The organism is Brevibacillus sp. FSL K6-0770 (assembly GCF_038000275.1).
In the GTDB taxonomy this organism is placed as follows: Bacteria; Bacillota; Bacilli; order Brevibacillales; family Brevibacillaceae; genus Brevibacillus; species Brevibacillus parabrevis.
In genome coordinates this window covers 1,636,467-1,660,686 of sequence record NZ_JBBOBQ010000001.1, presented here as the reverse complement: position 1 = coordinate 1,660,686, position 24,220 = coordinate 1,636,467, and the positions used below count along the sequence as shown (strand labels likewise).

Below are 24,220 nucleotides of genomic sequence, written 5' to 3'. Positions count from 1 at the left end.
TCCCTCCTGCCTAGTCCTCGATCTCCAGTACCATCTCGATTTCGACTGCCGTATTGTTCGGAAGCTGGGCCATGCCTACCGCAGAGCGACCGTGCTTGCCCGCCTCGCCAAAGACGGCAACCAACAGATCGGAAGCACCGTTCATCACTTTCGGCTGGTCGGTAAACTCTTCCGTCGAATTGACAAATCCCAATATTTTGACGACTCTTTTCACTTTTCCCAGATCGCCAAGCTCCGCCTTGACCGCTGCAAGCACGTTCAGCATGGACTGACGGGCTGCCAGGTAGCCTTCCTCGACGGTCAAGTCTCTTCCCAGCTTGCCTTTGTACTGATCCACTCCCTGTCCTGCCGTAAACAACAGATTGCCTGTGCGGACGCAAGCTACGTAGTTGCCCACTGGCGTACGGAGCTGCGGAAGCGAAAGCTGCAAGGCAGCAAGATTTTCCTCCGGTGTCTTTGTCTGTTCTCCCACTCCTACCTCTCCTCTCACACTTTCAAAAATCTCAATGCATTGCCGCCGAGCATGGCGACTTTTTGTTCTTCTGTCAGCCCTGGCGTCTCGTCGATGACTTTGCCCGGCGGAAGCTCGCGCAGCAAGAACGGATAGTCGGTGCCCATGACGATTTTTTCGTGGCCGAACCTTTCGATCAAAAGCCGGATATTCAACGGCTCGTAGTTCAGCGAGTCGAAGTAAAAGTTTTGTGTGTAATGACTCGGCGGACGCTCCGTCACGCGCAGGTGCGGCCACACGTTCCAGCCTTGGTCGAGACGCGGCAGGATGTACGGAAAAGAACCGCCGCCGTGCGCAAAGCAGACGCGCAAATTCGGGAATTTCTCGATGACTCCGCCGCCGACCAGACTCGCTGCGGCAAGCGCGGTTTCGCTCGGCATTCCGACGGTGTACATGAAGTTGTGGCGCGGCATCCGCTCCCGGCCCAACGTCTCCCACGGGTGGACAAACAGCGGCACGTCCCACTTCTCGCACATCTCAAAAAACGGCAGGAAGGCTGGATCGTCGAGGTTTTGCCCGTTGATGTTCGAACCGATCTCGATCCCTTTCAGCCCTAGTTGATGAATGCAGCGATCCATCTCGCGAATCGAGCTTTCCACATCTTGCAAAGGAACGGTTCCGAGTCCGATGAACCTGTCGGGATATTGACGCACTGTATCGGCGATAAAGTCGTTTTGCAGGCGGGCCATCGCTTCTGCCGCCTCGCTCGGCGCCCAATAGGAAAAGGTGACGGGAATCGGCGAGAGCACTTGCATGTCCACGCCTTCCGCGATCATGTCCGCGATCCGCTTTTGCGGGTCCCAGCACTGATCGGTAATCTCCCGAAACAGCTTTCCGCCGACCATGATGTTCGCTCCGCACGAGCATGTCGGCTGCAGGGTCGGCCAACGCTCTCCGCCGTATTTTTGCGAAAAGTCAGGTAAATCTGCCGGGATGATGTGCGTGTGAAAATCTATTCTGGCTGCCATTCCTTCACTTCCTCCGACGCTACATGACCGCAGTTTTTGCATGTGCGCAAATCTTCGCTACCGTTGAAAGTGTGGATCGCTTCTTTCACCTGTTTTTCGATATCTGTCAGCTGCACGCGGGTGCGGTGCATCTCCTGGTCGCACTTCTCGCAAAACCAGACGAAATCTTCCAGCTCGCCTTCATCCCGGTTGCGCTCGATGACCAACCCGATCGTATCTGCTACACGGTGCGGGGAATGCGGAACATTCGCTGGCAACAGGAACATTTCTCCCTCGCGTACCGTGATGACCTCGCGCTTGCCTTCGGCGTTGATGATTTCCACGTAGCAGTCGCCCTTCAGCTGATAAAAAATTTCCTCGGACGGATCGACGTGGAAGTCGCGGCGTTTGTTTGGCCCGCCCAGCACCATCATCATCAGTTCGGCGTCCTTCCAGACGACTTTGTTGTTGACAGGCGGTTTCAGGCTGTCTTTATTCTCATCGATGAACTTCCAAATATTTATTGGTTTTGTGATAGTGCTCATATCGGACACGCTCCTTTTCGTATTTGAAAAATGATTCTCTCACCAATTGCAGGAGGTTTGAGTATGGTTGGCGAATGGTTCTCAGATAGACTTCTCTTTGTGGTGTTTTCGGCTGGCCGCTTGAAAACTGCTCCAACAAGGGGGAAGTCTCTTTTTGTTGCCCATCAGCCTCGATACCCAAACCGTCTGGAAACCGCCAGCGCAGCTTGCTTGACCTCGTGAATGAACGTCGCCATTTTGTCGTCGGAGAAGCGATGTTTGGGACCGGCGCAGCTTATGGAGGCGATCACTTTCCCTTCATGGTTGAAAATCGGCGCTGCCACGCATTTCAGGCCGATCTCGATCTCTTCGTCGTCGATGGCGTACCCTTGCTCGCGAATCTTGCCCAGCTCTTGCTTGATCGCGTCCGGATCAGTCAGCGTAAACGGCGTGAATGCCGTCATCTCCGCTTCTTGCAAAATGCGATCCACGGTCGCCTCATCCAAGTAAGCGAACAGCGCTTTCCCTACCCCTGTGCAATACATGGGAGCGCGCTTCCCCAGCATGGAGTACATCCGCAGGGCAGCAGGCCCTTCCACTTTTTCCACGTACACCACTTCGTCCTTGTCGAGCACGACCAGGTGAACCGTCTCTTGCAATTTCGCGACCAACTCTTGAATGATCGGGTAGGCGAGATTGCGCAGCTCCATGCCGCTGCCCACCAGGTTCCCCAGCTCGAACAGACGCAGTCCGAGCTTGTACTTTTGATCGGTCGGCTTTTGCTCCAGGTATCCTCTGTGCTCCAAGGTTTTGATCAAGCCGTGAACCGTGCTCTTCGAGAGTTGCAGCCGATCACTGATCTCCTTGACGCTCAGCTCCTGCTGCGCGAGGGAAAACAGCTCCAAAATATCGATGGCTCGATCCACAGATTGGATAAACTTTTCGCTCATGATCCCTCCTGTTCGTTCGATATTATCGAACGACATTCGATAATGTTGATTACATTTCTTATTATAGGCTCGATTTCCCAAATGCGCAATATACAATTTAGAGTTTTCTGTCATTTATGCGTTTTCATTATGGGAAAACAAAAAAAGAACCTCGCGTCATTCGTTGCACACGAGGTTCTTGCCTTATTGTCTGCCGATCCAGACGACCAGCGCGATTTGCAATAGACAAAACAGTGGGACAAAAAACAGGAAGGAGGCATGCCGGGTTTTGTGGCGGTGCAACAGCATCCCCGCCAGTGCCCCCGGTCCTCCTCCGAGAAAAGCGACGAGCAGAAGGCTGGCCTCGGGAATCCGCCAGCTTTTCCTTTTTGCCAGACGCTTGTCCGTGTACATCAGAAACCAGGCGTAGCCGTTCACAATCAGAGCGCCCGCTGCCGTGACAAACGGCTCGAAGCTGAAATACCCTCCGAGCACCAGCAGCCAGGCGAGCGCAAGCACCAGATTGCGATTGCGCCTGTGCGTTGCCACTTGTTCCAGTCTCATCGCTTATTCTCCTTTGGCCCGATACGCGCGATTGCTGATGATGAGCTTGCGCACGATCAACCAGGCGGCCAGTCCCACCACGACGACCAGCAACGCGTAAAACCCGTACTGGCGAATCATCCCGATAATCGCCTCTACGTTGTTTCCGAATACATAGCCGAGAAAGTAAAAAGCAATCGTCCAGACAAGCCCGATCGGATACGACAGCAAGGCATAGCGGCGGTACGTCATGCCTCCCAGCGCCACCAAATAAGGCACGACGTGGCGGACAACCGGAAAGAGATAGCTGATGCACAAGGCTGTCGTGCCGTATTTCTCCAGCAAGCCTGTCGATCGCTCTACAGCATGTCTCATCTTTTCGCTTTTGGACAGCCATTGCAAGATCGGCTTCCCAAAGTATTTTCCTAATAAAAAACCTATGGTCAATCCGGAAGCAACTCCCATGTACCCGGCCAAAAACGAGTAGAACGGGTCCAATAGGCCAATCGAGGCGAGAAAACCTCCCGTGGCGACGACCAGCTCATCCGGGATGGGCAAGCCGACAATCCCCAGCCAGAGCAGGAAAAAAATCGCAACGTAGCCGTATTGTTCGATGATTGACATCAGCAGGTTGATTTCCATGAGGCAAAATCCCCTATCTTTGCCACTGGCGGCAAAATTTCAGTCGACGGGCAGTGGCTGCGCGCAGTATGTGACTCTTAGTTATTACGTGTGAACATGCAAAAAGGTACTTGTCTATTTTGCAATAGATGAACCATTTTTATCAAGCGAAGAAATCATGGACAACACGACGCGCCGATCAACCAAGGTGTTTGAGCGCCTCTCGCTTGCTCAGGTTCGACAGCACAGTCCTTTCTGCAAAGCCACGCACTGCTTCGGGTTCTGTTTTAGCGTATTCCCTCAGGGACCAGCCTATCGCTTTTTGAATGAAAAATTGGTTGGACGCTGCACCCGACTCGATCAGGGAAAACAGCAGCTTTTGATCGGTCTTGGCCTTATAAGACAGCTGGAACAGGATCGCTGTTCGCGCAAGCCAGATGTCGTCTCCTTGCACCCACGCTGTCACATTCGGCCGGATCAGCCCGGGATGCAGGGAAAACAGCTTGCCTGTGGTATGAGCCGCCAAATAGTCGACCGTGTCCCACCACGACTTTGTAGTAATCCAGTGGACGATCCACGGCAGATGCTCAGGTGTCAGCTGCTTTTTTCGCTTCTCCAGCAAGTCCATCGCCACGTATTGATACTCGCGCTCAGCCAGCAGCGTGAACGGCAGAAGTGACGACAGCAAAATCGTTCGTTTCTTCTTTTTTATACGGATAGTACACGACAAGGGTAAAATCGCCTTCGATAATCTCTCCGGTTCTCATCCACTTCTCCACATCGAAGGTCACTTTCGCCGTTACGGTGTGCTTGAAGTAGTCTTTTTCCAGCGCAGCATGCGCGGCAAAGTCTTCGCGCAAACGGTCGCGCTGCTCGTAAACGGCAGCATACGTCAGCTGCATCGCTTCCTTGTCCATGATATCCTCCCACCACAGCTTGCGCGGGCGATGCTTCTGGTTGCGCAGGTAGTCGAATTTCATCAGGCTGAGCACGTGTTCCAGCCCTTCGACCTTTTGCTGCTCCAAAAAGGACTGCAAGCGAGTGAACAAATCTTCCAGCTGATGCCCGATGCGGCTCCAGCCTTGCTTTTCCCAATAGTCGCCAAACGTCTGGAAGAAGTCAAACGCCGTCTCGAACTGATTGGCCAAAAGCCATTCCAAGGTCAGATCCATCCGGTGCGCGTTCCAGTATTTCTCCAGCACGTCCTCCACCCGCTTGATCTTCTGCATATCCGCAAAAGACAGCACGTTGTTGCCCAAAATCTCGTAAGGCGCTTCATCCATAAACACATAGCCGTGTTGGGCAGCGCGCGCCCGCACTCCGGTTCCGCGCAGCATTTTCAAAAAGCCGAGCTGAAGCTCCTCCGGACGCAGGGCAAACACATCGTTGAACGTCTTGCGGAAGGAGTGATAGTCTTCCTCCGGCAAGCCCGCGATCAAATCGAGATGCTGGTCGATCTTCTTCGATTCCTTGATTTGCGTAACCGTTCTGGACAGACGGTCGAAGCGCTGGATGCGCTGCACCAGGCGGTTTGTTTCGTCATTGGTAGACTGGACGCCGATCTCGAAGCGGAAAATCCCCGGAGGCGCATTTTCCGTCAAAAAGTCCAGGACGTCCGCACGCAAAATGTCTGCCGTAATCTCGAACTGAAAAACGGTGCCGTTGTGATTGTCGATAAGGAACTGGAAAATCTCCAACGCATACTTTTTATTGATATTAAACGTACGGTCAACGAACTTAATCGTTTTGATGCCATGCTGAATCAATCGCAGCAAGTCTTCCTTCACCCGCTCCAGGCTGAAGTAGCGCACGCCATCTTCAATAGAAGAAAGACAGTACTGACACTTGAACGGACACCCCCGGGATGCCTCGAAATAGACGACGCGATTGTTCAGTTCGTCGAGATGATCCACAAATGGCGACGGAATCGCATCCATCTCTTCAATCTGTGCTCTCGGCATGGAAAAGCGAACGTACTCGTCGTCGCGATAGGCGATTCCCGCTACATCCCGCAGGCGAGGAGGCTGACCGCTGTTTTTCGCCTCCTGATAGGTTTGCAGCAGCGCAAGAAAAGTCTGCTCCCCTTCTCCGATGGCGATGACATCAATCTCCGGATGCTTTTTCATCCATTCGTCCGCATCGTAAGTCACTTCCGGCCCTCCGAGAATCACTGGAACATCGGGACATATTTTTTTCAATGTGCGGATCACGTCCAACGTCTCGCGGATGTTCCAGATATAACAGGAAAAGGCGACGAGATCGGGCTGTCGCTTGTAGATGTCCGCCACGATGTTGAGCGTCACGTCGTTGATCGTATACTCCACCAGCTCGATGCCCGGAAAAGCTTCCTGGGCGTAGCTGCGCAAATAGCGCAAAGCCAGTGAGGAGTGAATGAACTTGGCATTTAAGGTCGATAATACAATCTTCATGAATGAGTCTACTCTCCTTGCACAATCCGGCCATGCCACCAACCATCTGTGCTGCGACAGTCGGTGGAAAACCGAGCGATTTCCTTTCGTAACAGTACCACACGAGACAAGAACACGGCAAATCCTGTTCTGATCAGCGATTCAACTCTCGCACGACATGCCCCAGTTCCGGCACGATCAGGCGATTCATCGCCAGCTTGACCGCACCTGTCGATCCAGGCGTGGAGAAGATCATTTTTCCTCCCCGGGTGCCCGCGACTGCGCGACTGAGCATGGCCGCCGATCCGATATCTTCCGTAAAGCTCAGCATCCGAAACAGCTCGCCAAAGCCGGGCATTTCTTTTTCCAGCAAGCCGCGCACCGCTTCGAACGTGTTGTCGCGCGGCGATATGCCTGTCCCGCCGTTGAGCAAAATGACCTGCACGTCTGGATGCGCCACTCCTGCTTCGATAGCTGCGATCACCTCGGCAGGCTCGTCCTTCACGATCTGGTACAGGGCAACGTGATGACCTGCTTCGCCCACCAGTTGCTTCATTAATTGTCCGCTCTTGTCTGTCTCTTCGGTCCGCGTATCTGACACGGTGATGACCATGCACGTTACGTGTTTGGGCGACAATGCCTTGTGCTCCTGTGTGCTCATTTTGCGTCCTCCCCTTTTCCTGCTGGCGCATTTTCTCTCATTCTACCATTTTCCCTCAATCCGGTACGGCTCAACCGCGCGATTTCCGTGAAAACCTCTCGACGTTTTTCACACTTCTGCTACCCGAGATGGCGCGGTTTTCGATATAATGCTGATGACAGCTATTTTCGACAGACAAGGAGGCGTCCCCGGATGGCAGAACGCCCATTTTTTTCGTTCCATTTTCACAAGCAATCCCACACGCCCATTTATGTGCAACTAGCCGAGCAACTGAAAACAGCTATTCTGCGCGGAGCCTTTCTTGTAGACGGTCAGCAGTTGATTTCCCTTCGCGATATGAAAACCGTCAGCGGCTGCTCGCTGGAAACCGTCAAAAAAGCATACGATCACCTCGCATTGGAAGGCTGGCTGGAGGCGGTGCACGGCAAAGGCTACTACTTGACGCAACTGGCAAAAGAAGCGCGTCTGGAAAGCCGCCTGCCGCTCACCGACATTCCGATCGCTTCGCTCGCCGACTCTTCTCCCCGCCCTGGCGAAGAGCTGGTCAAGCGACTGCGCGGCGCCTTTTACGAGAGCCTGGCCGTACTGGACGAACCTTCGGCGCAAAAGAAACTCCGCCGCGCCCAAGCCGCCAAAGTATTTGCCGATCACCTGAGCAGAAGAGGCTTGCCGCACTCCCCTGAACGCGTGCTGCTGTTCAACCGGAGTACGAGCGGGTTCGCCTTTCTCGCCCAGCGCATCATGAATCCGCGCGATGTCGTCTACGTGGAGGAATACAGCTACCCCGTCTTTTTGCGCTTGCTCAGTCAGTGCGGCATCACGGTGCGTCCGATTCGGCTCGACGACGAAGGAGTCAGCATAGAAGCACTCGATCAGGAACAGGAGCACTACCCGGCCAACTGGCTCTTGATCAATCCGCACTATCATTTTCCTACCGGGATCAGCTACTCGCTGAAACGCAAGGAAGAACTGCTTGCCTGGGCCGAACGCCACAGCGTGCGCATCGTGGAAAACGACCACTACGGCGACTTGTGGTTCGAGGAGCCGAGCAAGCCGATTTACGAGATGGCTTTTCAGCAAAAAAGCCCTGTCGACGTGTACTACCTGCACTCTCTGTCCAAGACGCTGGCGCGCGATCTGCAACTCGGCGTCCTGATGCTGCCTTCTGATTTTGCCGAAGAGGAGCTGGAGCGCTACAGACAGATTGTCTCGATGACAGGCGCGGAGCCATCGCTCTTGGTCGTAGAGGCAGCCGTTACACTCCTCGGCGATCCCTGGTTTTACGAAAAGTATTTGCCGGATCACCGCGCTTTGTTCCAATCCCGCTTCCTTAGGCTTTGGAAGGAAAAACAGCAGGCTTTGCCGTCCCACGCCCGGATGTATCCGATTTCCGGCGGGCTGAATACGTGGATCGAATGGGGAAATCCGACTACGAACGCCACCGAGCTGGAAGAGCGGGTCGTAACCATCCTGCGGGAAGAAGGGCTTGAGCTTACGTGCGGCCATGCTTTTCGGGTAGCTGACGAGCCTGACGACACCAAGCGCCGCCCTGCTGTCCGGTTTCCGCTCGCCCCGCTGGAGGAGCGCGAACTGAAGCACTGGCTGCATCGTCTGGGGGCCGCCCTTTTGCGGTAATTTTTTCAGGGGAAACGCCATACTAAGGAAATACCGAGTTTTTCTCGCATCAAACCATTCACAATCGTATAAAGAAGTCGAGGTATGACCTACATGATCAGAAAATGGACTGACAAGCTACAGCTTGATCCCCCGAAAACACTCGTCCTTGGGTTCGCCCTGATTATCCTTCTCGGCACATTCCTGTTGACCCTGCCGAGCGCTACCGTCAACGGACAAGGACTGCCGTGGCTTGATTCTCTGTTCACCGCCACTTCGGCCACCTGCGTGACAGGTCTGGTCGTCGTGGACACCGGAACGACCTTTACGACTTTCGGTCAGATGGTCATCCTCTCGCTTATCCAAATTGGCGGTCTTGGCTTCATGACCGTCGCCACTTTCTTTTCCTTGATCATGCGCAAAAAAATCTCGTTGCGCGAGCGACTTATCTTGCAAGAGTCGCTGAACCAGATGACGATGGAAGGCGTCGTCCGTCTGGCCAAAATGATCCTGATTTTCACCGCGCTGGCAGAGCTGATCGGCGGGGTTTTGCTTTCGATCCGGTTCGCCTTCGACTTTCCTTTGCCAAAAGCGATCTACTTTGGCTTTTTTCACGCCATCTCCAATTTCAACAACGCCGGCTTTGACTTGATGGGCGACTTCGCCAGCCTGACGGGCTATGTAGACGATCCGCTCGTCACGCTCGTCGTATGCTTATTGATTATTCTCGGCGGGATTGGCTTTATCGTCGTCAGCGATCTGTACGAATATCGCCATACGCGCCGCCTGTCGCTGCATACCAAAGTCGTCTTGTCCACGACTGCCCTCTTGGTACTGGGCGGTACGGTGCTGATCTTCATTTTGGAGTATACGAACCCGAAAACGTTGCAGCCGCTCTCCATGCTCGGAAAAGTGCTCGGCTCGCTCTATCAGTCTGTGACGGCGCGAACGGCCGGGTCGAACACGCTGAGCATCGGCGACATGCGCCAGTCTTCGCTGTTCCTGATCATTTTGCTGATGTTCATCGGGGCTTCTCCCGGTTCCACCGGGGGCGGGATCAAGACGACGACGTTTGCCACGCTCATCGGTGCGGTCATCGCCCAGATCAAAGGGAAGGAAGACGTCATCTTTTTCCGGCAACGCATTTTGCCGCACATGATTTACAAGTCGCTGACCGTGACCATGACCGGGTTGTTCATCGTCATGGCCGTCACGATGGCTCTGTCCATTACCGAAGAAGGCGCACGTTTTGAAATGATTTTGTTCGAAGTCACGTCCGCTTTCGCCACGACCGGGCTATCGATGGGGCTGACCCCCAGTCTCTCCCCGATCGGCAAAACGCTGATCATTTTGACAATGTTTGCAGGACGGGTCGGGCCGCTGACGATCGCATTCGCACTGGCCCAACGCAGGCAGAAAGAATACTTCCGCTATCCAAAAGGCAAAATCACGATCGGTTGAATGAACGAACGAAAACCCTGCCAGTTGTCCGTTGGGACGCTGCGGCAGGGTTTTTCATCTTTTTCGTGCTTTTGCTTACTTATGCTGCAACTGTTTGGACAGCTCGTCGCGAACCAGTTGGCCCATTGCCACGGTGCCAATCGCTTTGCTCGGATCTGCTGCGATATCGCCTGTGCGGTGTCCGGCCTCAAGAACGGCCCACACGGCATTCTCGACCGCTGCCGCAGCCTCATCCATGCCGAGCGAGAGGCGAAGCATCATCGCTACGGAAAGAATCGTCGCCAGCGGATTGGCAATGCCTTTTCCGGCAATATCAGGCGCGGAGCCGTGCACAGGTTCGTACAGACCGAAGCTTCCCGCTGCCAGACTGGCAGAAGCGAGCATTCCGATCGATCCGGTCAGCATAGCCGCCTGATCGCTCAAAATGTCTCCAAACATGTTTTCCGTCACGATGACGTCGAACTGCTTCGGTGCGCGAACAAGCTGCATCGCGCACGAATCGACCAGCTGATGCGACAGCTCCACGTCAGGATAGTCGGCTGCAACACGCTCGGCTACTTTGCGCCAGAGGCGGGAGCTTTCCAAGACGTTCGCTTTGTCGACGGAGACGAGACGTTTTTGACGCTTGCGGGCGATATCGAAGCCCACGCGGATGATTCGCTCCACTTCGGCTTCGTTGTAGATGCACTGATCTTCCGCTACTTCTCCGTTCGGGCCGTCGTAGCGCTTTTTCTCCCCGAAGTAAATGCCGCCAGTCAGCTCGCGCACGACAATCAGGTCTACGCCGGAAACCACTTCAGGCTTGAGCGAAGAGGCGTCGACGAGCGAGCTGTGCATGGTCGCCGGGCGAATGTTGGCAAACAATCCAAGCGCTTTGCGAATGCCCAAGAGGCCAGTTTCCGGGCGCAGATGTCCCGGGTTTTGATCCCACTTCGGTCCGCCTACTGCGCCAAGCAGCACAGCGTCAGCTTGCTTCGTCAATGTGATGGTTGCTTCCGGCAAAGGAGTTCCGTCCGTGTCGATGGCAATTCCACCGATTCGGCCTTCCTCGCACGTAAATGTAACGCCTTCGCGCTCTCCTACAAGCTGAAGGACTTTGACTGCTTCCTGCATGATCTCCGGTCCGATACCGTCACCAGGAAGAACGGCGATGCGATAGTTTTTCTTCATCGTTTATCCCGCATTTCTTTTCTGTAATGGTTTTTCGTTCCTTGCTGGTTCCTGTTCCTATCCAATACGCTTTCTTTCTAGTTCACAGCCACTGGTACCGATTCCCCGCGACGCTCCAAAATTTTGTTGATGGCGCGTATATAGGCAATCGCGCTCGCTTCCAGCACGTCCGTACTGACTCCACGGCCCGTAACCGTCAGCTCGCCCTGTTGCAGACGGACATACACTTCGCCGAGCGCATCCTGGCCATGCGTAACCGAAAGAATTTTGTAGTCAATCAAAGTGACTTCTTCTCCAGTCGCACGGTCGATCGCTTTGTAGATCGCATCGACGGAACCATTGCCAATCGCTGCTTCTTCTACGACCGAATCGTCAGCCCGCTTGAGACGAACGCTGGCGGTCGGCACGGAAATGTTGCCGTAGGCGAGTTGAACCGATTCCAGCTGGAACGCTTCCTGGCCGCGAACGATTTTGGTATCGATCAAGGCAAGAATGTCGTCGTCCGTAATTTCCTTTTTCTTGTCGCACAATGCTTTGAATGCGGCAAAAGCGGCGTTTACTTCCTCTTGGTCGAGGTGGTAGCCCAGTTCCACCAGCTTTTCCTTGAAAGCGTGACGGCCCGAGTGCTTGCCGAGAACCAGTTTGTTTGACTTGAAGCCGACCGACTCTGGACGAATAATCTCGTAGGTGGTAACTTCCTTCAAAACGCCATCCTGATGGATACCGGATTCGTGCGCAAAAGCGTTCGCTCCTACGACGGCCTTGTTGCCCGGCACGATCATTCCCGTCAAACGGCTCACCAACTGGCTGGTCCGCGCGATTTCCTTCAAGTGCAGCTTGGTTGTCGCCTGGTAGTAATCTTTGCGAGTCTCAAGAGCGAGCGCGACTTCTTCCAAGGCAGCGTTGCCGGCGCGTTCACCGATCCCGTTGATCGTGCCTTCCACTTGGGTCGCCCCGCCTTCTACCGCTGCCAAACTGTTCGCGACAGCCATTCCCAGGTCATCGTGGCAATGACAGCTCAGGCGGATTCCGTCTGTAGCCGGCACGCGCTTTTTCAACTCGCGGAAAATGTTTCCGTACTGATAAGGCGTCATGTAGCCAACCGTGTCCGGAATATTGACAGTCGTAGCCCCAGCCTTGATGACTGCCTCCACTACCTCGGCCAAAAAGTCGATCTCTGTACGCGCTGCATCCTCAGCAGAAAATTGTACTTCCGTGAAATACTTTTTCGCATACGTGACTGCCTCCACCGCACGAGCAAGGACTTGCTCCTTGCTCATGTTCAGTTTGTACTGGCGGTGGATCGGAGAGGTTGCAAGAAAGACGTGGAGGGATGCGTTTTGCGCGTTGCGCAGCGCTTCGTACGCCTTATCCATGTCGTCTTTGACGGCACGTGCGAGACTTACGATGGTGGAGTTTTTCACCCGCTTCGCCACTTCGGCCACAGACTTTTGGTCGCCCGGGGAAGCAGCCGCGAAGCCGGCCTCAATTCTGTTTACGCCCAGCTTTTCCAGTTGGAGGGCGATCTCCACCTTTTCGTTCGTGCTAATGTTGACGCCCGGAGACTGCTCCCCATCACGTAATGTCGTATCAAAAATCTCAATGGTCCGCATGAACTTTTCACCTCCACATTTTTTCCTACATTATATATGTCTCTTTGTAACGATCCTTATTGACCGATTTTCGCTTCTTCTTTTTTCGTGTCTTTGTTCAGCCAAGACATCATGCCGCGCAGTTGTTGACCTACTACTTCGATGCCGTGTTCTGCTTCCAGACGGCGGCGGGAAGTGAAGCCAGGGCGGTTCGCTTGGTTTTCCAAGATCCAGTTGCGAGCGAAAGTACCGTCTTGGATTTCAGCCAGCACTTTTTTCATTTCTTTGCGAGTCTCGTCTGTGATGATGCGGCGGCCTGTGCTGTAGTCACCGTATTCCGCTGTGTCACTGATCGAGTAGCGCATGCGAGCCAGACCGCCCTCGTACATCAGGTCGACGATCAGCTTCAGCTCATGCAAGCACTCGAAGTAGGCGATCTCAGGGGCGTACCCTGCTTCTACCAGCGTATCGAATCCTGCTTTTACCAGCTCGCTTGCTCCGCCACACAATACCGCTTGCTCACCGAACAGGTCTGTTTCTGTCTCTTCACGGAAGGTTGTTTCGATTACGCCTGCTTTGGTGCAACCGATTCCGCTGGAGTAGGCCAGAGCGAGGTCTTTCGCATTGCCAGTCGCATCCTGATAGATCGCGATCAGACCAGGTACGCCGAAGCCTTCTTGGTATACGCGGCGAACGAGGTGACCAGGGCTTTTCGGAGCGGACATGATGACGTCAACGTCTGCTGGCGGCACGATTTGCGCATAGTGGATGTTGAAGCCGTGGGAGAAGCACAGTGCTGCGCCGGATTTCAGGTTTGGCGCGATCTCGTCGCGGTACACTTGCGCCTGGCGCTCGTCTGGCATCAAGATTTGCACAACATCAGCGCGCTTGGTTGCTTCTGCTACCGTCAAAACTTCAAAGCCGTCTTTAGCCGCTACATCCCAGGATTTCCCGGGGCGCAGACCTACTACTACTTTATAACCGCTGTCGCGTAGGTTTTGTGCTTGCGCATGGCCTTGGCTGCCGTAGCCGATGATCGCAATTGTTTTGCCACGCAGTACCTCTTTGTTTACGTCCGCTTCATAATACATTTTTACCATTTGTGTAGCCTCCCTGAAATATCGTTTAGTTTGAATTTCTATTCTGAATTTTGCAATTTAAACCGTTGCTGCGGCTGTTGCTGGAACAATACTGCGCGCCATCGCTACTGATCCGGTGCGGGTCAGTTCGAGTACCCCATAGCTTTGCAAAAGGACAAGCAGCGCGTCGATTTTTTCGGTGTCACCCGTCACTTGCACGATCAGCGAAGTCGGCCCGACATCGACGATCGCGGCGCGGAACGGCTCGACGATCCCGTTCAGCTCTGCCAGCTGGCTTGGCGAAGCACTTACCTTGATCAGCGCCAGCTCTCTGGAAACATAAGGATTTTCGCTGAGGTTCGTCACCGAGATGACATCGATCAGTTTTTGCAGTTGCTTCATCAGTTGTTGGATCTGACGGTCATCTGCGCCTGTGGTAATAATCATCCGGGACAGACCTTGTTCTTCTGTTCCGCCCACCGTGATGCTGTCGATGTTATAGCCGCGCTGCCCGAACAAGGTAGCGACTCGGGTCAAAACGCCGGGGTGATCGTTGACGAGTACGGCGATGGTATGTTGTTGCATCCTAATCGTCCCCCAATTCCATCTGATCTAATGTGTCGCCTGACGCTACCATCGGATATACGTTTTCTTCCTGCGCGACGCGGAAGTCCACTACGACTGGCCCATCATGCTTGAGCGCCTCTGCCCAAACCGCTTCCGCTTCCTCTGGTGTGGTTGCACGCAATCCTTTGACTCCGTACGCTTCCGCCAGTTTGACGAAATCCGGGCTGCACGTCAGATCGATTTGGCTGTAACGATTGTCGTAGAACAATTCCTGCCATTGGCGAACCATCCCCAAGCACTGGTTGTTCACAATCGCGACTTTCACCGGAATGTTGTACTGGGAGACAATCGCCAGCTCCTGGTTTGTCATCTGGAAGCCGCCATCGCCAACCACTGAAATTACTGTGCGATCAGGATGCGCGATCTGTGCGCCGATCGCTGCCGGGAAGCCGAAGCCCATCGTGCCGAGGCCACCGGAAGAGATAAACGAGCGCGGATGCTTGAACTTGTAGTATTGTGCTGTCCACATCTGGTGTTGTCCAACGTCTGTTGTGACGATCGCTTCCCCATCTGTGGAGCTGTACAGAAGCTCGATGACTGCTTGCGGCTTCAGCACGTCGCCGTCTTTTTTGTACTTGTACGGATACTGGGCTTGCCATTCTTTCAACTGGCTGATCCACGCTTCGGAATCGCAAGTGCGGGCAACCGGAATCGCTTTGGCCAGGGTGCTTTTGACATCTCCGGCCACCGTTACGGCTGTTTCCACGTTTTTGCCCAGCTCTGCCGGATCGATGTCGACGTGAACGATGCGAGCTTTCGGCGCAAATTCTTTTGTGCGGCCCATCGTGATCCGGTCATCGAAACGCGCGCCCAGCCCGATGACACAGTCTGCGTTCAGCAGCGCCTGGTTGGCGGTGTAGTTTCCGTGCATGCCCGGCATGGCGAGCGCCAATTCGTGCGTTCCAGGGAAACCGCCAAGACCCATGAAAGTGTTGATGACAGGGATGCGAGCCTTTTCGGCAAAAGCGAGCAGCTCTGCTTCGGCTTTCGAGGCGATGATGCCGCCGCCTGCCAAAATGACCGGGCGCTTCGCTTCGCCAATCGCGGTAACAAATGTTTGCACTTCTTCGTCTGTCGGCACGAGCGTGTCGCGGTAGCCGCGAATCTCGACTTTGTCCGGGTAGGTGAACGGCGCTGTCGCATTCGCCACATCTTTTGGAATATCGATGAGCACCGGACCCGGACGTCCTGTCGTTGCGATGTGGAACGCTTCCTTCACGATGCGCGGCAGATCGCGGATATCGCGGACGAAGTAGCTGTGCTTTGTAATCGGGATCGTGATCCCTGTAATGTTCGCTTCCTGGAACGCGTCTGTTCCGATCAACGACTGGGCTACGTTTCCGGTGATGCACACCAGCGGAACCGAGTCCATCTGGGCTGTCGCAATTCCCGTTACGAGGTTGGTCGCCCCCGGCCCGGAAGTGGCGATACATACGCCCGGTTTGCCAGTGGCGCGGGCATATCCGTCAGCAGCGTGGATAGCGCCTTGCTCATGGCGAGTCAAAATGTGCTTGAAGTAGCTCCCGTACAAGGAATCGTAGATCGGGAGAACCGCTCCGCCTGGATAGCCGAAAATGTACTCGACCTGCTCCAGGATCAAACAGCGCAGAAGCGTTTCTGCTCCTGTCACTTCCTCACCGAACTGGATCGGTGGCATGCCGTTCTTTTTCTGCAATTCGGCCATTTCAACACTCATTTCCTCTCCTCCTCCCACTTCTCAACAGGTACCTATAAACAATACCTATAGACACATAGAAAAACCCTTTCGCCCCGACACGGTTCGATTTCCATGTCTTTTGGGGCGAAAGGGTTCGCGGTACCACCCAACTTTATCGGCGCCTCACGGTCAGCCGATCTCAGCCAGTCACAATAAATGCGGACTGTAACACGCTAACGGGTGTTAATCGGTTTTGCCTACTATGTGATTTTACGCACATTTCAGCAAAACAGCTCGGAGGTGAGCAATGCAACGTACCCGATACCCGTTTCTCAGCAATCAGGGCTCTCTGTAAAAGGGGAGACGTGCACCATCCTCGTCATAGCCTGCTATTATAACAATATTTCTAATATTGTTGTTGTCAGAAAATAAAGTGTTACGTCTGATTATAGCTAGGCACTTTTGGGGTGTCAACGAAAACAAAAAGATTTTACTAGACTTTCGTCCGAACGAGTGCTCAATAGAAAATGGCGGAACGGCGCGGTTTTTGCGTGAAAGCGGATACATTTTTGTTCCGGCTTGTCCCCGTTTTGGACAAGGAAACGGAACGGCACTGCCGTCCCTTCCCCCTGTTTTGGGAACACGTTTATCTCTGTTCGCGCAGACCCTCGATCAAAATGCTGGCGATTTCCGGGCGGGTAAATTCCGGGGGCGGAGTCTTGCCGCTGCGCAGCAATTCGCGCACTTTTGTCCCGGAAAGCGTCAGGTGCAAGCTCGCGTCATGCGGGCAAGTCTTCGCGGTCGCCATCCCCTGGCAAGCCGTGCAGTAAAAGCTGTGTTCGAAAAACAAAAGCTGGATACCCAGCTCGCCTGGCTCAAACGCAGAAAAGATGTGCTGCGCGTCATACGTCCCGTAGTAATCGCCGACTCCTGCATGATCGCGGCCTACGATGAAGTGCGTGCAGCCGTAGTTTTTGCGGACGAGCGCGTGAAAAACCGCCTCTCTCGGCCCCGCATAACGCATGGCTGCCGGAAAGGCGGCGAGCAGCACGCGCTGTTTCGGATAGTAATTTTCCAGCAGGGCGAGATAGCTTTTCATTCTCACTTGCGAATCGATATCGTCCGACTTCGTCTCCCCCATCAACGGGTTGAGAAACAGCCCGTCAACGATCTCCATCGCCGCTTTCTGGATGTACTCGTGCGCCCGGTGGACCGGATTTCTCGTCTGAAAGCCGACCACTGTTTTCCAGCCTTGTCTGGCAAAGCTTTCTCGCGTTTCTTGCGGCGTCAAATAATACTCGGCAAAACGCTTTGGCCTCGGTCTTTTCAGCACTTGCACAGGGCCGCCCACATACAGGCCCGGCTTCTGGGCAAGCTTTTTCACGCCCGGATGCGCCTGATCGGCCGTGCGAAATACTTGTCTCGCTTCCCGTTCCTTGTCCGGCTCATAGCAGCTTTGCACGTGAAGAACCGCATAATTCTCCCCATCCTCCCCGCGCAACAGCACCCTGTCTCCCGGCTGAATGTCCGCATGCGCGAGCGGATCGACAGCAAGTGTTACTGGCAAAGGCCACACTGTCCCGTCTGCGAGCCGCATCGTCTCGACGACAGAGCGGTAGTCTGCCTCGTTCATAAAGCCTGTCAGCGGCGAAAAGGCGCCAATCGCCAAACAATCGAGATCGGACAAGGTCCATTCGTCTATCGTGATCACTTTTTTGACACTTGCGTTGTCTGCCGCTTCCGCCTGGTTCACCAGCCGATTGATAAGTGTTCCGCCGTGCGGCAAGATCGTTTGCATGCCAACTCCCCCTCTTCCTCTCCTACTTGTGCAGACCGCACTCGGTCTTGTCAAAGCCGGCCCAGCGCCCTGCACGCGGATCTTGCCCCGGGAGGACAGGCCGGGTGCACACACTGCAGCCAATGCTCGGATAGTGGCGATCATGCAGCGGATTGTAAGGGACCTGATTTGCATGTATATATTCCCACACCTGATCCATCGTCCAGTCCGCAAGCGGATTAAACTTCACCAGATTGAATTTGTCATCCCACTCCACTTTTTTCGCATGGGCGCGTGTCGGCGCCTGATCGCGGCGTATTCCTGTAATCCACGCGTCGTAGCCGGACAAAACCCGCTGCAATGGCTCTACCTTGCGAATTTGGCAGCAAAGATTCGGGTCCGTTTCCCATAATTTCTCTCCATGCTTCTCTTCCTGCTCAGCCAGCGTCATCTGTGGCAACACCTGGATAAACTTGGTCTGGTAACGCTCTTGCAGTTTGTCCCGCGTCTCGTAGGTTTCGGCAAAATGCTTGTTCGTATCGAGATAAAAGACAGGTATGGTCGGCGCCAGTTTATGCAGCATGTCGATCAGCACTACATCTTCGGCACCAAAGCTTGAGGCGAGGACGAGATTGCCTGCAAAGTTTTCTACCGCCAGAACCAGCACGTCCTGTGGCAATTTGGCTTCCATCCGGTATGCCCATACCTGCAATTCCTCATCCGCCATCCTCTGGCGATTGCTCATCAGCGAAACTCCCTTCCTGCTAGGATTCACCCACCATCATATGTTGAAAATCCGGAAGTGGAGATTCGTCCTGCCGACAAAACTGCATCGGCCACGCCAAAATGAACGAAGCGACCAGACATTATGCCTGATCGCTTCTCGCGGTATTTCGCTGTTATTTCTTTTCTACTTTCACGTCTTCTTTGGCAGGCGGGATAATAAATGTGCTGCTGGTAGGAATCGTATTTTTGACCTGATCCACGTTTTGCACAAGAGGTGCGCCTTTCGTGAAAACGACCGGTGCTACATAGACATCGTCTTTTTCTTTGGCAAATGCTCCCGGAACGAACAACGCCGAACAAACAACCGCCGTAGCACCCATCATCATCATCCATTTTTGTTTTTTCATATATGATCTCTCCCTATCCAATGTTTTCCTTTGACACTTTTTATTGTATGGCAGGAGGCAGTCCCTCCGACACGGACGGAAGATTGTTTTTCTCTCCAACCTGAGACGGAAGTTCTTCTACGTCCCACGCCCATTTTTTGGCGGCAAAAGCCGTTTGGCTGCTTTTTGCCGATACTTGCTGTCTTGCGGATGGAAAAAGGGAAAGACCTTTATACGCAAAAAAACCGACCATCTCCCCACGGGGAAAAGGTCGGCTCGTGATGCAGCCGATTAAGCGTTCAGCTTGCCTTTTGCAACTGTTGCCAGTTCGTTGAAAGCAGCTTTGTCGTTAACAGCCAGATCAGCCAGCATTTTGCGGTTCACTTCGATGCCAGCCACTTTCAGGCCATGCATCAGACGGCTGTAGGACAGACCGTTCAAGCGAGCTTGCGCGTTGATACGAGTGATCCACAGTTTGCGGAAGTCGCGTTTCTTTTGACGACGATCACGGTATGCATAAAGCAGGGATTTCATTACCTGCGCATTAGCGGATTTAAACAGGCGATGTTTGGAACCGAAGTATCCTTTCGCCAGCTTCAAAATTTTCTTATGACGACGGCGTGTAACAATGCCACCTTTTACTCTTGGCATACTAAACTCCTCCTGGTCTTTCCAGCATGGCGGCCTACTGCTAGGCGCTTAGGGAGCTCATGCTGCGTAATGTGTGTAGTGATACAAAAACTTACAGGTAAGTGAGCATTTGCTCAATACGTTTTTGATCGCCTTTGGAAACGAGTGCAGCTTTGCGCAGGTGGCGCTTCGCTTTCGTCGATTTGTTAGCGAACAAGTGGCTACCAAATGCGCGGTCGCGCTTCAATTGGCCGCTTCCAGTCTTTTTGAAACGTTTCGCAGCAGCCTTGTTGGTTTTCATTTTAGGCATCTGAAAAATCCTCCTGTCTAAACTACTATCTTACTTTTCCGCTTTCGGAGCCAGAATCATGATCATGCTGCGGCCCTCGATCTTCGGTTTACGCTCAGGCGTAGCGAGATCTTCACACTGGGCAGCCACACGTTCCATAACGCCAAGGCCGATTTCGGAGTGGGTGATTTCACGTCCACGGAAACGGATCGTACACTTCACCTTGTGATGATCCTCCAAGAACTTGCGGACGTTGCGAAGCTTGGTTTGAAAATCGTGTTCCTCGATGTTAGACGAAAAACGCACTTCTTTCAGCTCGATGATCTTCTGGTTTTTCCGCGCTTCTTTCTCCTTTTTCGCCTGCTCGTACTTGAACTTTCCATAGTCCATGATACGGCAAACAGGCGGTTTGGCTGTAGGAGCAACGTTTACCAGATCCAGTTCGGCTTCCTGGGCAATGCGCAACGCTTCCCTAAAAGGTACGACTCCCAATTGGCTCCCGTCAGCACCGATCAAACGGACTTCACGGGCACGGATCGCTTCGTTGATTAACATTTGATCCTTGCTAATACTTGCCACCTCCGTCAATTTCGAGAAGGAACAAAAATGTGCGAACGCATCTGCGCCCGCACATATCTCACCTAAGCAATTTCATCAGATCCAAGGATCTTTGCATAAGAGTTACCTGTCAACAGTCGTGGAAGACGTCGACGCAGGTGAGAAGCTGGGCGCCTCTGCTTGTTCTCGAAGTATGAAGTGTTTATACACTCAATTCATGATACAGGTTAGAGTTGTCTTTGTCAAGGCTTATCACACACTATCCTCCAATGTGCGACATTTCCACCTTGGGACGTTTTACGAGGCCAGGCGTCTCATCCAGCCGCTCTTCTGAATATCGTTCATCGCGCTTGCTCCAGATCGTCTGAATCTGCGCTCTGATCTCATCGTCGCTCGCTCCGTTTCGCAGCGGCTCGCGCAAGTCTTCTCCCGCAGAAGCGAACAAGCAGTTGTACATTTTGCCCTCTGCGGACAGCCTGGCGCGGGTACAGGTGGAGCAAAAAGCTTGCGTCACAGAAGAAATCAGCCCGATCTCCTGATCCCCGTCCTCGTAGCGATAGCGCGAAGCGACCTCCCCGAAGTAATTTGCCTCGATCGGAACAAGCGGCATCTCCTGGTGAATCATGCGGACGATTTCGCTGGACGGCACGACCTGATCCAGCTTCCAGCCATTGGAGTTTCCGACATCCATAAATTCAATGAAGCGCAAAGTATGCCCCTGCTCGCGGAAGTATTTGGCCATCGGCAAAATATCTTGGTCATTCACTCCCCGCTGCACGACCATGTTGATTTTCACGCCAAGACCTGCTTCAGCCGCCGCCCGTATGCCGTCCAGCACAGCTTCTACCGGATAGCCCCTGCCGTTCAATGTGCCGAACCGCTCGTTGTCCAGACTGTCGAGACTGACTGTCACGCGGTCAAGTCCTGCTTCCTTCAGAGCCTGCGCGTGGCGGACGAGCAACGAACCGTTGGTGGTCATAGCGATGTCGTGAATACCTGCTACTTTTTTTATCATTTCAATTAACACAGGCAAGCCTCTGCGCATGAGCGGCTCTCCGCCTGTAATTCTGATTTTCTGGACGCCAAGCGAGGCGAAAATGTCGGTCAGTCGAACAATCTCTTCAAATGAAAGCAGCTTGTGCTGCGGCAAAAACTCAAAGTCCGGTCCAAAAATTTCCGCAGGCATGCAGTATCTGCAACGAAAATTGCATTTGTCTGTCACGGAAATACGCAAATCGCGGAGAGGGCGATTTCGTGTATCAACGAGTGGCGACTGCTCTGGCATTGGCTGTCACTCTCCTTTTTCCTAGCGTATCATATCCACGATCGGGCGTAATAGCTTTCCTGCACTTTCGCCTGGTTGTTCCTATGCAAAACCATAATATTTTGCTTGAAAGTGTAAATAGCTCATTTTTGCTATTCCCTTTTTGAATTAATATAAGCTAATATGACTATATATTGTGAAATTGTATAACTGAAAGTGGAAGCGATGATCAGCGATTTGTATGTGGGCACTTGAATGGCTGGGAGTGAGTAGTGCAACCGACCCTATTATTGCTGTAGGGTCGGTTTATTTTATCCCAGAACATTTGTCGTGTCCACTATCGCCAATTCACTCACCAAAGCACCATTGACGTATGCTCTCTTCCCCCGTTTTGAAGCGAACGACTAAAAAAGAGAAAAGCAAAGAATCCGGAGGTCTGCATGCAATTTTTTACGAAGAAAACAAAGCCATGGACAGAGTACGTAAAATCCTCTCACACGACTGACATCGATCAAGTAGGAGAACGAGTAAAGGAGCGCTTGTCCTTTTTAGGGGTGGATCAAGACACGCTCGCCCATGTCAAAAATGCTGCCGAAACGCTTTCGCCCTTTAAAGCGAAGATTGTCGACCAATTTTACGGCGCAATCACGGCTGTTGATCAATTGCAAAAACTGATTCTCGACCACTCAACACTAGGAAAATTGAAACACACATTGGAGTTGTATCTTGAACAGTTTCTGCAGGCGAATGTGGATTACGAATACGTGAAGACGAGAATTGTGATTGGACAAGTTCACAGCCGCATTCATCTGACAGCCGATCATTTTATCTCCGCTCATCATATGTTGATTCAGATCATGACATCGATCTTGATGGAAAAATGGAGCCATCAGCCGCATCAAATGATGCAAATGGTCACATCCGTCCAAAAACTGGCAGCGTTCGATCAGCAACTGATCGTGGAAGTATATATGGAAGAGACGTTCAAATCATTTTTGTTCGGCATCTCCGACATGTTGAATCATATGACACAGCTCGATACGACCAAACAGCTCATCTCGGGCATGGACGAACAAATTGAGGAAAGCCACAGCGTGACAGCAGCTACGGAAGAAATGAGCGCTTCCATTCAGGAAGTGGCCAACCACGCTATCAAGGTGGCGGAAGGAACGGACGATGCCGTCCACTCCGCAGAACAGAGCAGGCAGATCATCAATGCCGCACTGGGAGACATCCGGCAAGTCGGGCGCGTCTTCGAAGAGGTCATGGGCCGCGTCAACAAGCTCGATCAGGAGATTCACCAGACCCAGGATGTCGTGCATATTATTCGGGAAATCGCCGAGCAAACGAATCTGCTCGCCCTCAACGCCAGTATCGAGGCTGCGCGGGCAGGCGACCAGGGGCGCGGCTTCGCGGTTGTCGCCTCGGAAGTTCGCAAATTGGCCGAGCATACAAAAGAACAAATCAGCCAAATTACAACCAATATGGCATCGTTGCAGCATGTCTCCAATCAGGTGACCCAGCAAATGGACGATACAGGCAAACTGGTTGAGCGCTGTGTGAGTGAGGCCCAATACGCTGACGTCGCCTTGAACAAAATTGTGACCGCGATGCAGGAAATCAGCCAATCGACCTCGCAAATTGCCGCCATGACCGAGGAGCAGGCTTCTTCCGTAACGGACATTGCCCGCCGCAACTCCACGATTTTTGACTTGAGCGCGCATTCGCAGGAAATCGCCAAGGATACGGCCCAGCTGATTTTGGAATTGAGCCGAAAAATGGACGATTACCGCAAAACATTCTTTACGATCAACGTCAAGCTCAGCTCGAAAGACATCGTCCGCGTGGCAAAAACCGACCATCTTCTGTGGAAATGGAAAATTTACAACATGTTTTTGGGCTTGGAGCACTTGAACGCAAGCGAAATGGGCTCCCACCACACATGCCGTCTCGGGAACTGGTACTATGGCGAGTTGTCTGCCCAAGTGCGAAACAATCCGATCTTCAAAAAGCTTGAGGAGCCGCACCGGATGGTTCATGCTTACGCCAAGCAAGCCGTCGAGCAGTACCAGGCTCAAGATCTGGCGGGAGCGCAGCAAACGTATCTCTTGCTCCAGGAGGCATCGAGCGAGGTCGTCTCCCTGTTGTCCCGCCTGGAGTCCGCTCTGTAATTTCCTTTCACGAATCACGAAAAAAGCAAAAAGGGCAGTTCTCTTCATCGCGGAAGAGACTGCCCTTTTTCATGA

The 24,220-nt window shown here is 53.2% G+C and carries 24 protein-coding genes and 1 riboswitch; of the genes, 3 read left to right on the top strand and 21 right to left on the bottom strand.

What is annotated here, in order from left to right; translation table 11 throughout:
* Positions 1-10: 10 nt before the first annotated feature.
* The 9 genes from NST23_RS08165 to NST23_RS08125 form a co-directional block, all read right to left on the bottom strand.
* The gene (locus tag NST23_RS08165) at positions 11-472 is read right to left on the bottom strand and encodes a RidA family protein (protein WP_122963141.1); all 462 of its coding nucleotides are present in this window, start codon (positions 470-472) and stop codon (positions 11-13) included.
* A gap of 14 nt (positions 473-486) precedes the next feature.
* Positions 487-1,479 (bottom strand): amidohydrolase family protein, encoded by a 993-nt coding sequence (locus NST23_RS08160; RefSeq protein ID WP_173596218.1) that lies wholly within the window; start codon positions 1,477-1,479, stop codon positions 487-489.
* The gene (locus NST23_RS08155) at positions 1,464-2,003 is read right to left on the bottom strand and encodes a 3-hydroxyanthranilate 3,4-dioxygenase (protein WP_122963139.1); all 540 of its coding nucleotides are present in this window, start codon (positions 2,001-2,003) and stop codon (positions 1,464-1,466) included. The genes NST23_RS08160 and NST23_RS08155 overlap by 16 nt, the downstream gene beginning before the upstream one ends.
* Positions 2,004-2,167: 164 nt before the next feature.
* Positions 2,168-2,932, bottom strand: coding sequence for an IclR family transcriptional regulator (locus NST23_RS08150; protein WP_122963138.1), 765 nt, complete (start codon positions 2,930-2,932; stop codon positions 2,168-2,170).
* Positions 2,933-3,115: 183 nt separating this feature from the next.
* Positions 3,116-3,475 carry a DUF1294 domain-containing protein gene (locus tag NST23_RS08145; RefSeq protein WP_122963137.1) on the bottom strand — a complete coding sequence of 120 codons (360 nt, stop codon included), beginning with the start codon at positions 3,473-3,475 and terminating at the stop codon, positions 3,116-3,118.
* A 3-nt stretch (positions 3,476-3,478) separates the two neighbouring features.
* A complete protein-coding gene (locus tag NST23_RS08140) occupies positions 3,479-4,096 on the bottom strand; it encodes a DedA family protein (protein WP_063228714.1) in 618 nt (205 codons plus the stop codon).
* Positions 4,097-4,274: 178 nt separating this feature from the next.
* On the bottom strand, positions 4,275-4,763 hold the full coding sequence (locus NST23_RS08135) for a DNA alkylation repair protein (RefSeq protein WP_229049854.1): 489 nt from the start codon (positions 4,761-4,763) through the stop codon (positions 4,275-4,277).
* Positions 4,726-6,504 (bottom strand): B12-binding domain-containing radical SAM protein, encoded by a 1,779-nt coding sequence (locus NST23_RS08130; RefSeq protein ID WP_173596217.1) that lies wholly within the window; start codon positions 6,502-6,504, stop codon positions 4,726-4,728. Before NST23_RS08130 ends, NST23_RS08135 begins: the two co-directional genes overlap by 38 nt.
* A gap of 133 nt (positions 6,505-6,637) precedes the next feature.
* Positions 6,638-7,144: a MogA/MoaB family molybdenum cofactor biosynthesis protein gene (locus NST23_RS08125; protein WP_173596216.1), complete on the bottom strand. Its 507-nt coding sequence runs from the start codon at positions 7,142-7,144 to the stop codon at positions 6,638-6,640.
* 192 nt (positions 7,145-7,336) lie between these two features.
* Between NST23_RS08125 and NST23_RS08120 the strand changes: the two genes are divergently transcribed.
* Positions 7,337-8,779, top strand: a complete 1,443-nt coding sequence (locus NST23_RS08120) for an aminotransferase-like domain-containing protein (RefSeq protein ID WP_173596215.1) — start codon at positions 7,337-7,339, stop codon at positions 8,777-8,779.
* A 93-nt stretch (positions 8,780-8,872) separates the two neighbouring features.
* Complete coding sequence (locus NST23_RS08115) at positions 8,873-10,219, top strand: TrkH family potassium uptake protein (RefSeq protein ID WP_173596214.1); 1,347 nt, start codon at positions 8,873-8,875, stop codon at positions 10,217-10,219.
* Positions 10,220-10,294: 75 nt separating this feature from the next.
* On the opposite strand, the gene leuB is transcribed toward NST23_RS08115, so the two are convergent.
* From leuB to moaA, 12 genes are all read right to left on the bottom strand, one after another.
* Entirely contained in the window at positions 10,295-11,389 is a 1,095-nt protein-coding gene (gene leuB, locus NST23_RS08110; RefSeq protein WP_173596213.1) for a 3-isopropylmalate dehydrogenase, read from the bottom strand.
* Between the two features lie 77 nt (positions 11,390-11,466).
* On the bottom strand, positions 11,467-13,002 hold the full coding sequence (locus NST23_RS08105; RefSeq protein WP_122963132.1) for a 2-isopropylmalate synthase: 1,536 nt from the start codon (positions 13,000-13,002) through the stop codon (positions 11,467-11,469).
* Positions 13,003-13,058: 56 nt separating this feature from the next.
* Positions 13,059-14,081: a ketol-acid reductoisomerase gene (gene ilvC, locus NST23_RS08100; protein WP_122963131.1), complete on the bottom strand. Its 1,023-nt coding sequence runs from the start codon at positions 14,079-14,081 to the stop codon at positions 13,059-13,061.
* A 57-nt stretch (positions 14,082-14,138) separates the two neighbouring features.
* A complete protein-coding gene (gene ilvN, locus NST23_RS08095) occupies positions 14,139-14,645 on the bottom strand; it encodes an acetolactate synthase small subunit (RefSeq protein WP_063228706.1) in 507 nt (168 codons plus the stop codon).
* 1 nt (position 14,646) lies between these two features.
* A complete protein-coding gene (gene ilvB, locus NST23_RS08090; protein ID WP_173596212.1) occupies positions 14,647-16,383 on the bottom strand; it encodes a biosynthetic-type acetolactate synthase large subunit in 1,737 nt (578 codons plus the stop codon).
* A gap of 607 nt (positions 16,384-16,990) precedes the next feature.
* Positions 16,991-18,142 carry a sulfate adenylyltransferase gene (gene sat / locus NST23_RS08085; RefSeq protein WP_173596211.1) on the bottom strand — a complete coding sequence of 384 codons (1,152 nt, stop codon included), beginning with the start codon at positions 18,140-18,142 and terminating at the stop codon, positions 16,991-16,993.
* 22 nt (positions 18,143-18,164) lie between these two features.
* Positions 18,165-18,866 carry a phosphoadenylyl-sulfate reductase gene (locus NST23_RS08080; protein ID WP_173596210.1) on the bottom strand — a complete coding sequence of 234 codons (702 nt, stop codon included), beginning with the start codon at positions 18,864-18,866 and terminating at the stop codon, positions 18,165-18,167.
* A gap of 154 nt (positions 18,867-19,020) precedes the next feature.
* On the bottom strand, positions 19,021-19,254 hold the full coding sequence (locus NST23_RS08075; RefSeq protein WP_173596209.1) for a hypothetical protein: 234 nt from the start codon (positions 19,252-19,254) through the stop codon (positions 19,021-19,023).
* A 270-nt stretch (positions 19,255-19,524) separates the two neighbouring features.
* Positions 19,525-19,884, bottom strand: a complete 360-nt coding sequence (gene rplT / locus NST23_RS08070; protein WP_063228701.1) for a 50S ribosomal protein L20 — start codon at positions 19,882-19,884, stop codon at positions 19,525-19,527.
* Between the two features lie 91 nt (positions 19,885-19,975).
* The gene (rpmI, locus tag NST23_RS08065; protein ID WP_012685334.1) at positions 19,976-20,173 is read right to left on the bottom strand and encodes a 50S ribosomal protein L35; all 198 of its coding nucleotides are present in this window, start codon (positions 20,171-20,173) and stop codon (positions 19,976-19,978) included.
* A 30-nt stretch (positions 20,174-20,203) separates the two neighbouring features.
* A complete protein-coding gene (gene infC, locus NST23_RS08060; protein ID WP_005829338.1) occupies positions 20,204-20,707 on the bottom strand; it encodes a translation initiation factor IF-3 in 504 nt (167 codons plus the stop codon).
* Between the two features lie 262 nt (positions 20,708-20,969).
* Positions 20,970-21,995 carry a GTP 3',8-cyclase MoaA gene (gene moaA / locus NST23_RS08055; protein WP_173596208.1) on the bottom strand — a complete coding sequence of 342 codons (1,026 nt, stop codon included), beginning with the start codon at positions 21,993-21,995 and terminating at the stop codon, positions 20,970-20,972.
* 188 nt (positions 21,996-22,183) lie between these two features.
* Positions 22,184-22,266: riboswitch (cyclic di-GMP riboswitch) on the top strand.
* 148 nt (positions 22,267-22,414) lie between these two features.
* On the opposite strand from moaA, the gene NST23_RS08050 reads away from it, so the two are divergent.
* The gene (locus NST23_RS08050) at positions 22,415-24,145 is read left to right on the top strand and encodes a methyl-accepting chemotaxis protein (protein WP_122963127.1); all 1,731 of its coding nucleotides are present in this window, start codon (positions 22,415-22,417) and stop codon (positions 24,143-24,145) included.
* Positions 24,146-24,220: the final 75 nt, after the last annotated feature.

Excerpts from the sequence above, each read along its gene's own strand:
- NST23_RS08160 (WP_173596218.1), bottom strand. The coding sequence starts at position 1,479 with ATGGCAGCCAGAATAGATTTTCACACGCACATCATCCCGGCAGATTTA.
- NST23_RS08155 (WP_122963139.1), bottom strand. The coding sequence starts at position 2,003 with ATGAGCACTATCACAAAACCAATAAATATTTGGAAGTTCATCGATGAG.
- NST23_RS08150 (WP_122963138.1), bottom strand. The coding sequence starts at position 2,932 with ATGAGCGAAAAGTTTATCCAATCTGTGGATCGAGCCATCGATATTTTG.
- NST23_RS08145 (WP_122963137.1), bottom strand. The coding sequence starts at position 3,475 with ATGAGACTGGAACAAGTGGCAACGCACAGGCGCAATCGCAATCTGGTG.
- NST23_RS08140 (WP_063228714.1), bottom strand. The coding sequence starts at position 4,096 with ATGGAAATCAACCTGCTGATGTCAATCATCGAACAATACGGCTACGTT.
- NST23_RS08130 (WP_173596217.1), bottom strand. The coding sequence starts at position 6,504 with ATGAAGATTGTATTATCGACCTTAAATGCCAAGTTCATTCACTCCTCA.
- NST23_RS08125 (WP_173596216.1), bottom strand. The coding sequence starts at position 7,144 with ATGAGCACACAGGAGCACAAGGCATTGTCGCCCAAACACGTAACGTGC.
- NST23_RS08120 (WP_173596215.1), top strand. The coding sequence starts at position 7,337 with ATGGCAGAACGCCCATTTTTTTCGTTCCATTTTCACAAGCAATCCCAC.
- NST23_RS08115 (WP_173596214.1), top strand. The coding sequence starts at position 8,873 with ATGATCAGAAAATGGACTGACAAGCTACAGCTTGATCCCCCGAAAACA.
- leuB (WP_173596213.1), bottom strand. The coding sequence starts at position 11,389 with ATGAAGAAAAACTATCGCATCGCCGTTCTTCCTGGTGACGGTATCGGA.
- NST23_RS08105 (WP_122963132.1), bottom strand. The coding sequence starts at position 13,002 with ATGCGGACCATTGAGATTTTTGATACGACATTACGTGATGGGGAGCAG.
- ilvC (WP_122963131.1), bottom strand. The coding sequence starts at position 14,081 with ATGGTAAAAATGTATTATGAAGCGGACGTAAACAAAGAGGTACTGCGT.
- ilvN (WP_063228706.1), bottom strand. The coding sequence starts at position 14,645 with ATGCAACAACATACCATCGCCGTACTCGTCAACGATCACCCCGGCGTT.
- ilvB (WP_173596212.1), bottom strand. The coding sequence starts at position 16,383 with ATGAGTGTTGAAATGGCCGAATTGCAGAAAAAGAACGGCATGCCACCG.
- sat (WP_173596211.1), bottom strand. The coding sequence starts at position 18,142 with ATGCAAACGATCTTGCCGCACGGCGGAACACTTATCAATCGGCTGGTG.
- NST23_RS08080 (WP_173596210.1), bottom strand. The coding sequence starts at position 18,866 with ATGAGCAATCGCCAGAGGATGGCGGATGAGGAATTGCAGGTATGGGCA.
- NST23_RS08075 (WP_173596209.1), bottom strand. The coding sequence starts at position 19,254 with ATGAAAAAACAAAAATGGATGATGATGATGGGTGCTACGGCGGTTGTT.
- rplT (WP_063228701.1), bottom strand. The coding sequence starts at position 19,884 with ATGCCAAGAGTAAAAGGTGGCATTGTTACACGCCGTCGTCATAAGAAA.
- rpmI (WP_012685334.1), bottom strand. The coding sequence starts at position 20,173 with ATGCCTAAAATGAAAACCAACAAGGCTGCTGCGAAACGTTTCAAAAAG.
- infC (WP_005829338.1), bottom strand. The coding sequence starts at position 20,707 with ATGTTAATCAACGAAGCGATCCGTGCCCGTGAAGTCCGTTTGATCGGT.
- moaA (WP_173596208.1), bottom strand. The coding sequence starts at position 21,995 with ATGCCAGAGCAGTCGCCACTCGTTGATACACGAAATCGCCCTCTCCGC.
- NST23_RS08050 (WP_122963127.1), top strand. The coding sequence starts at position 22,415 with ATGCAATTTTTTACGAAGAAAACAAAGCCATGGACAGAGTACGTAAAA.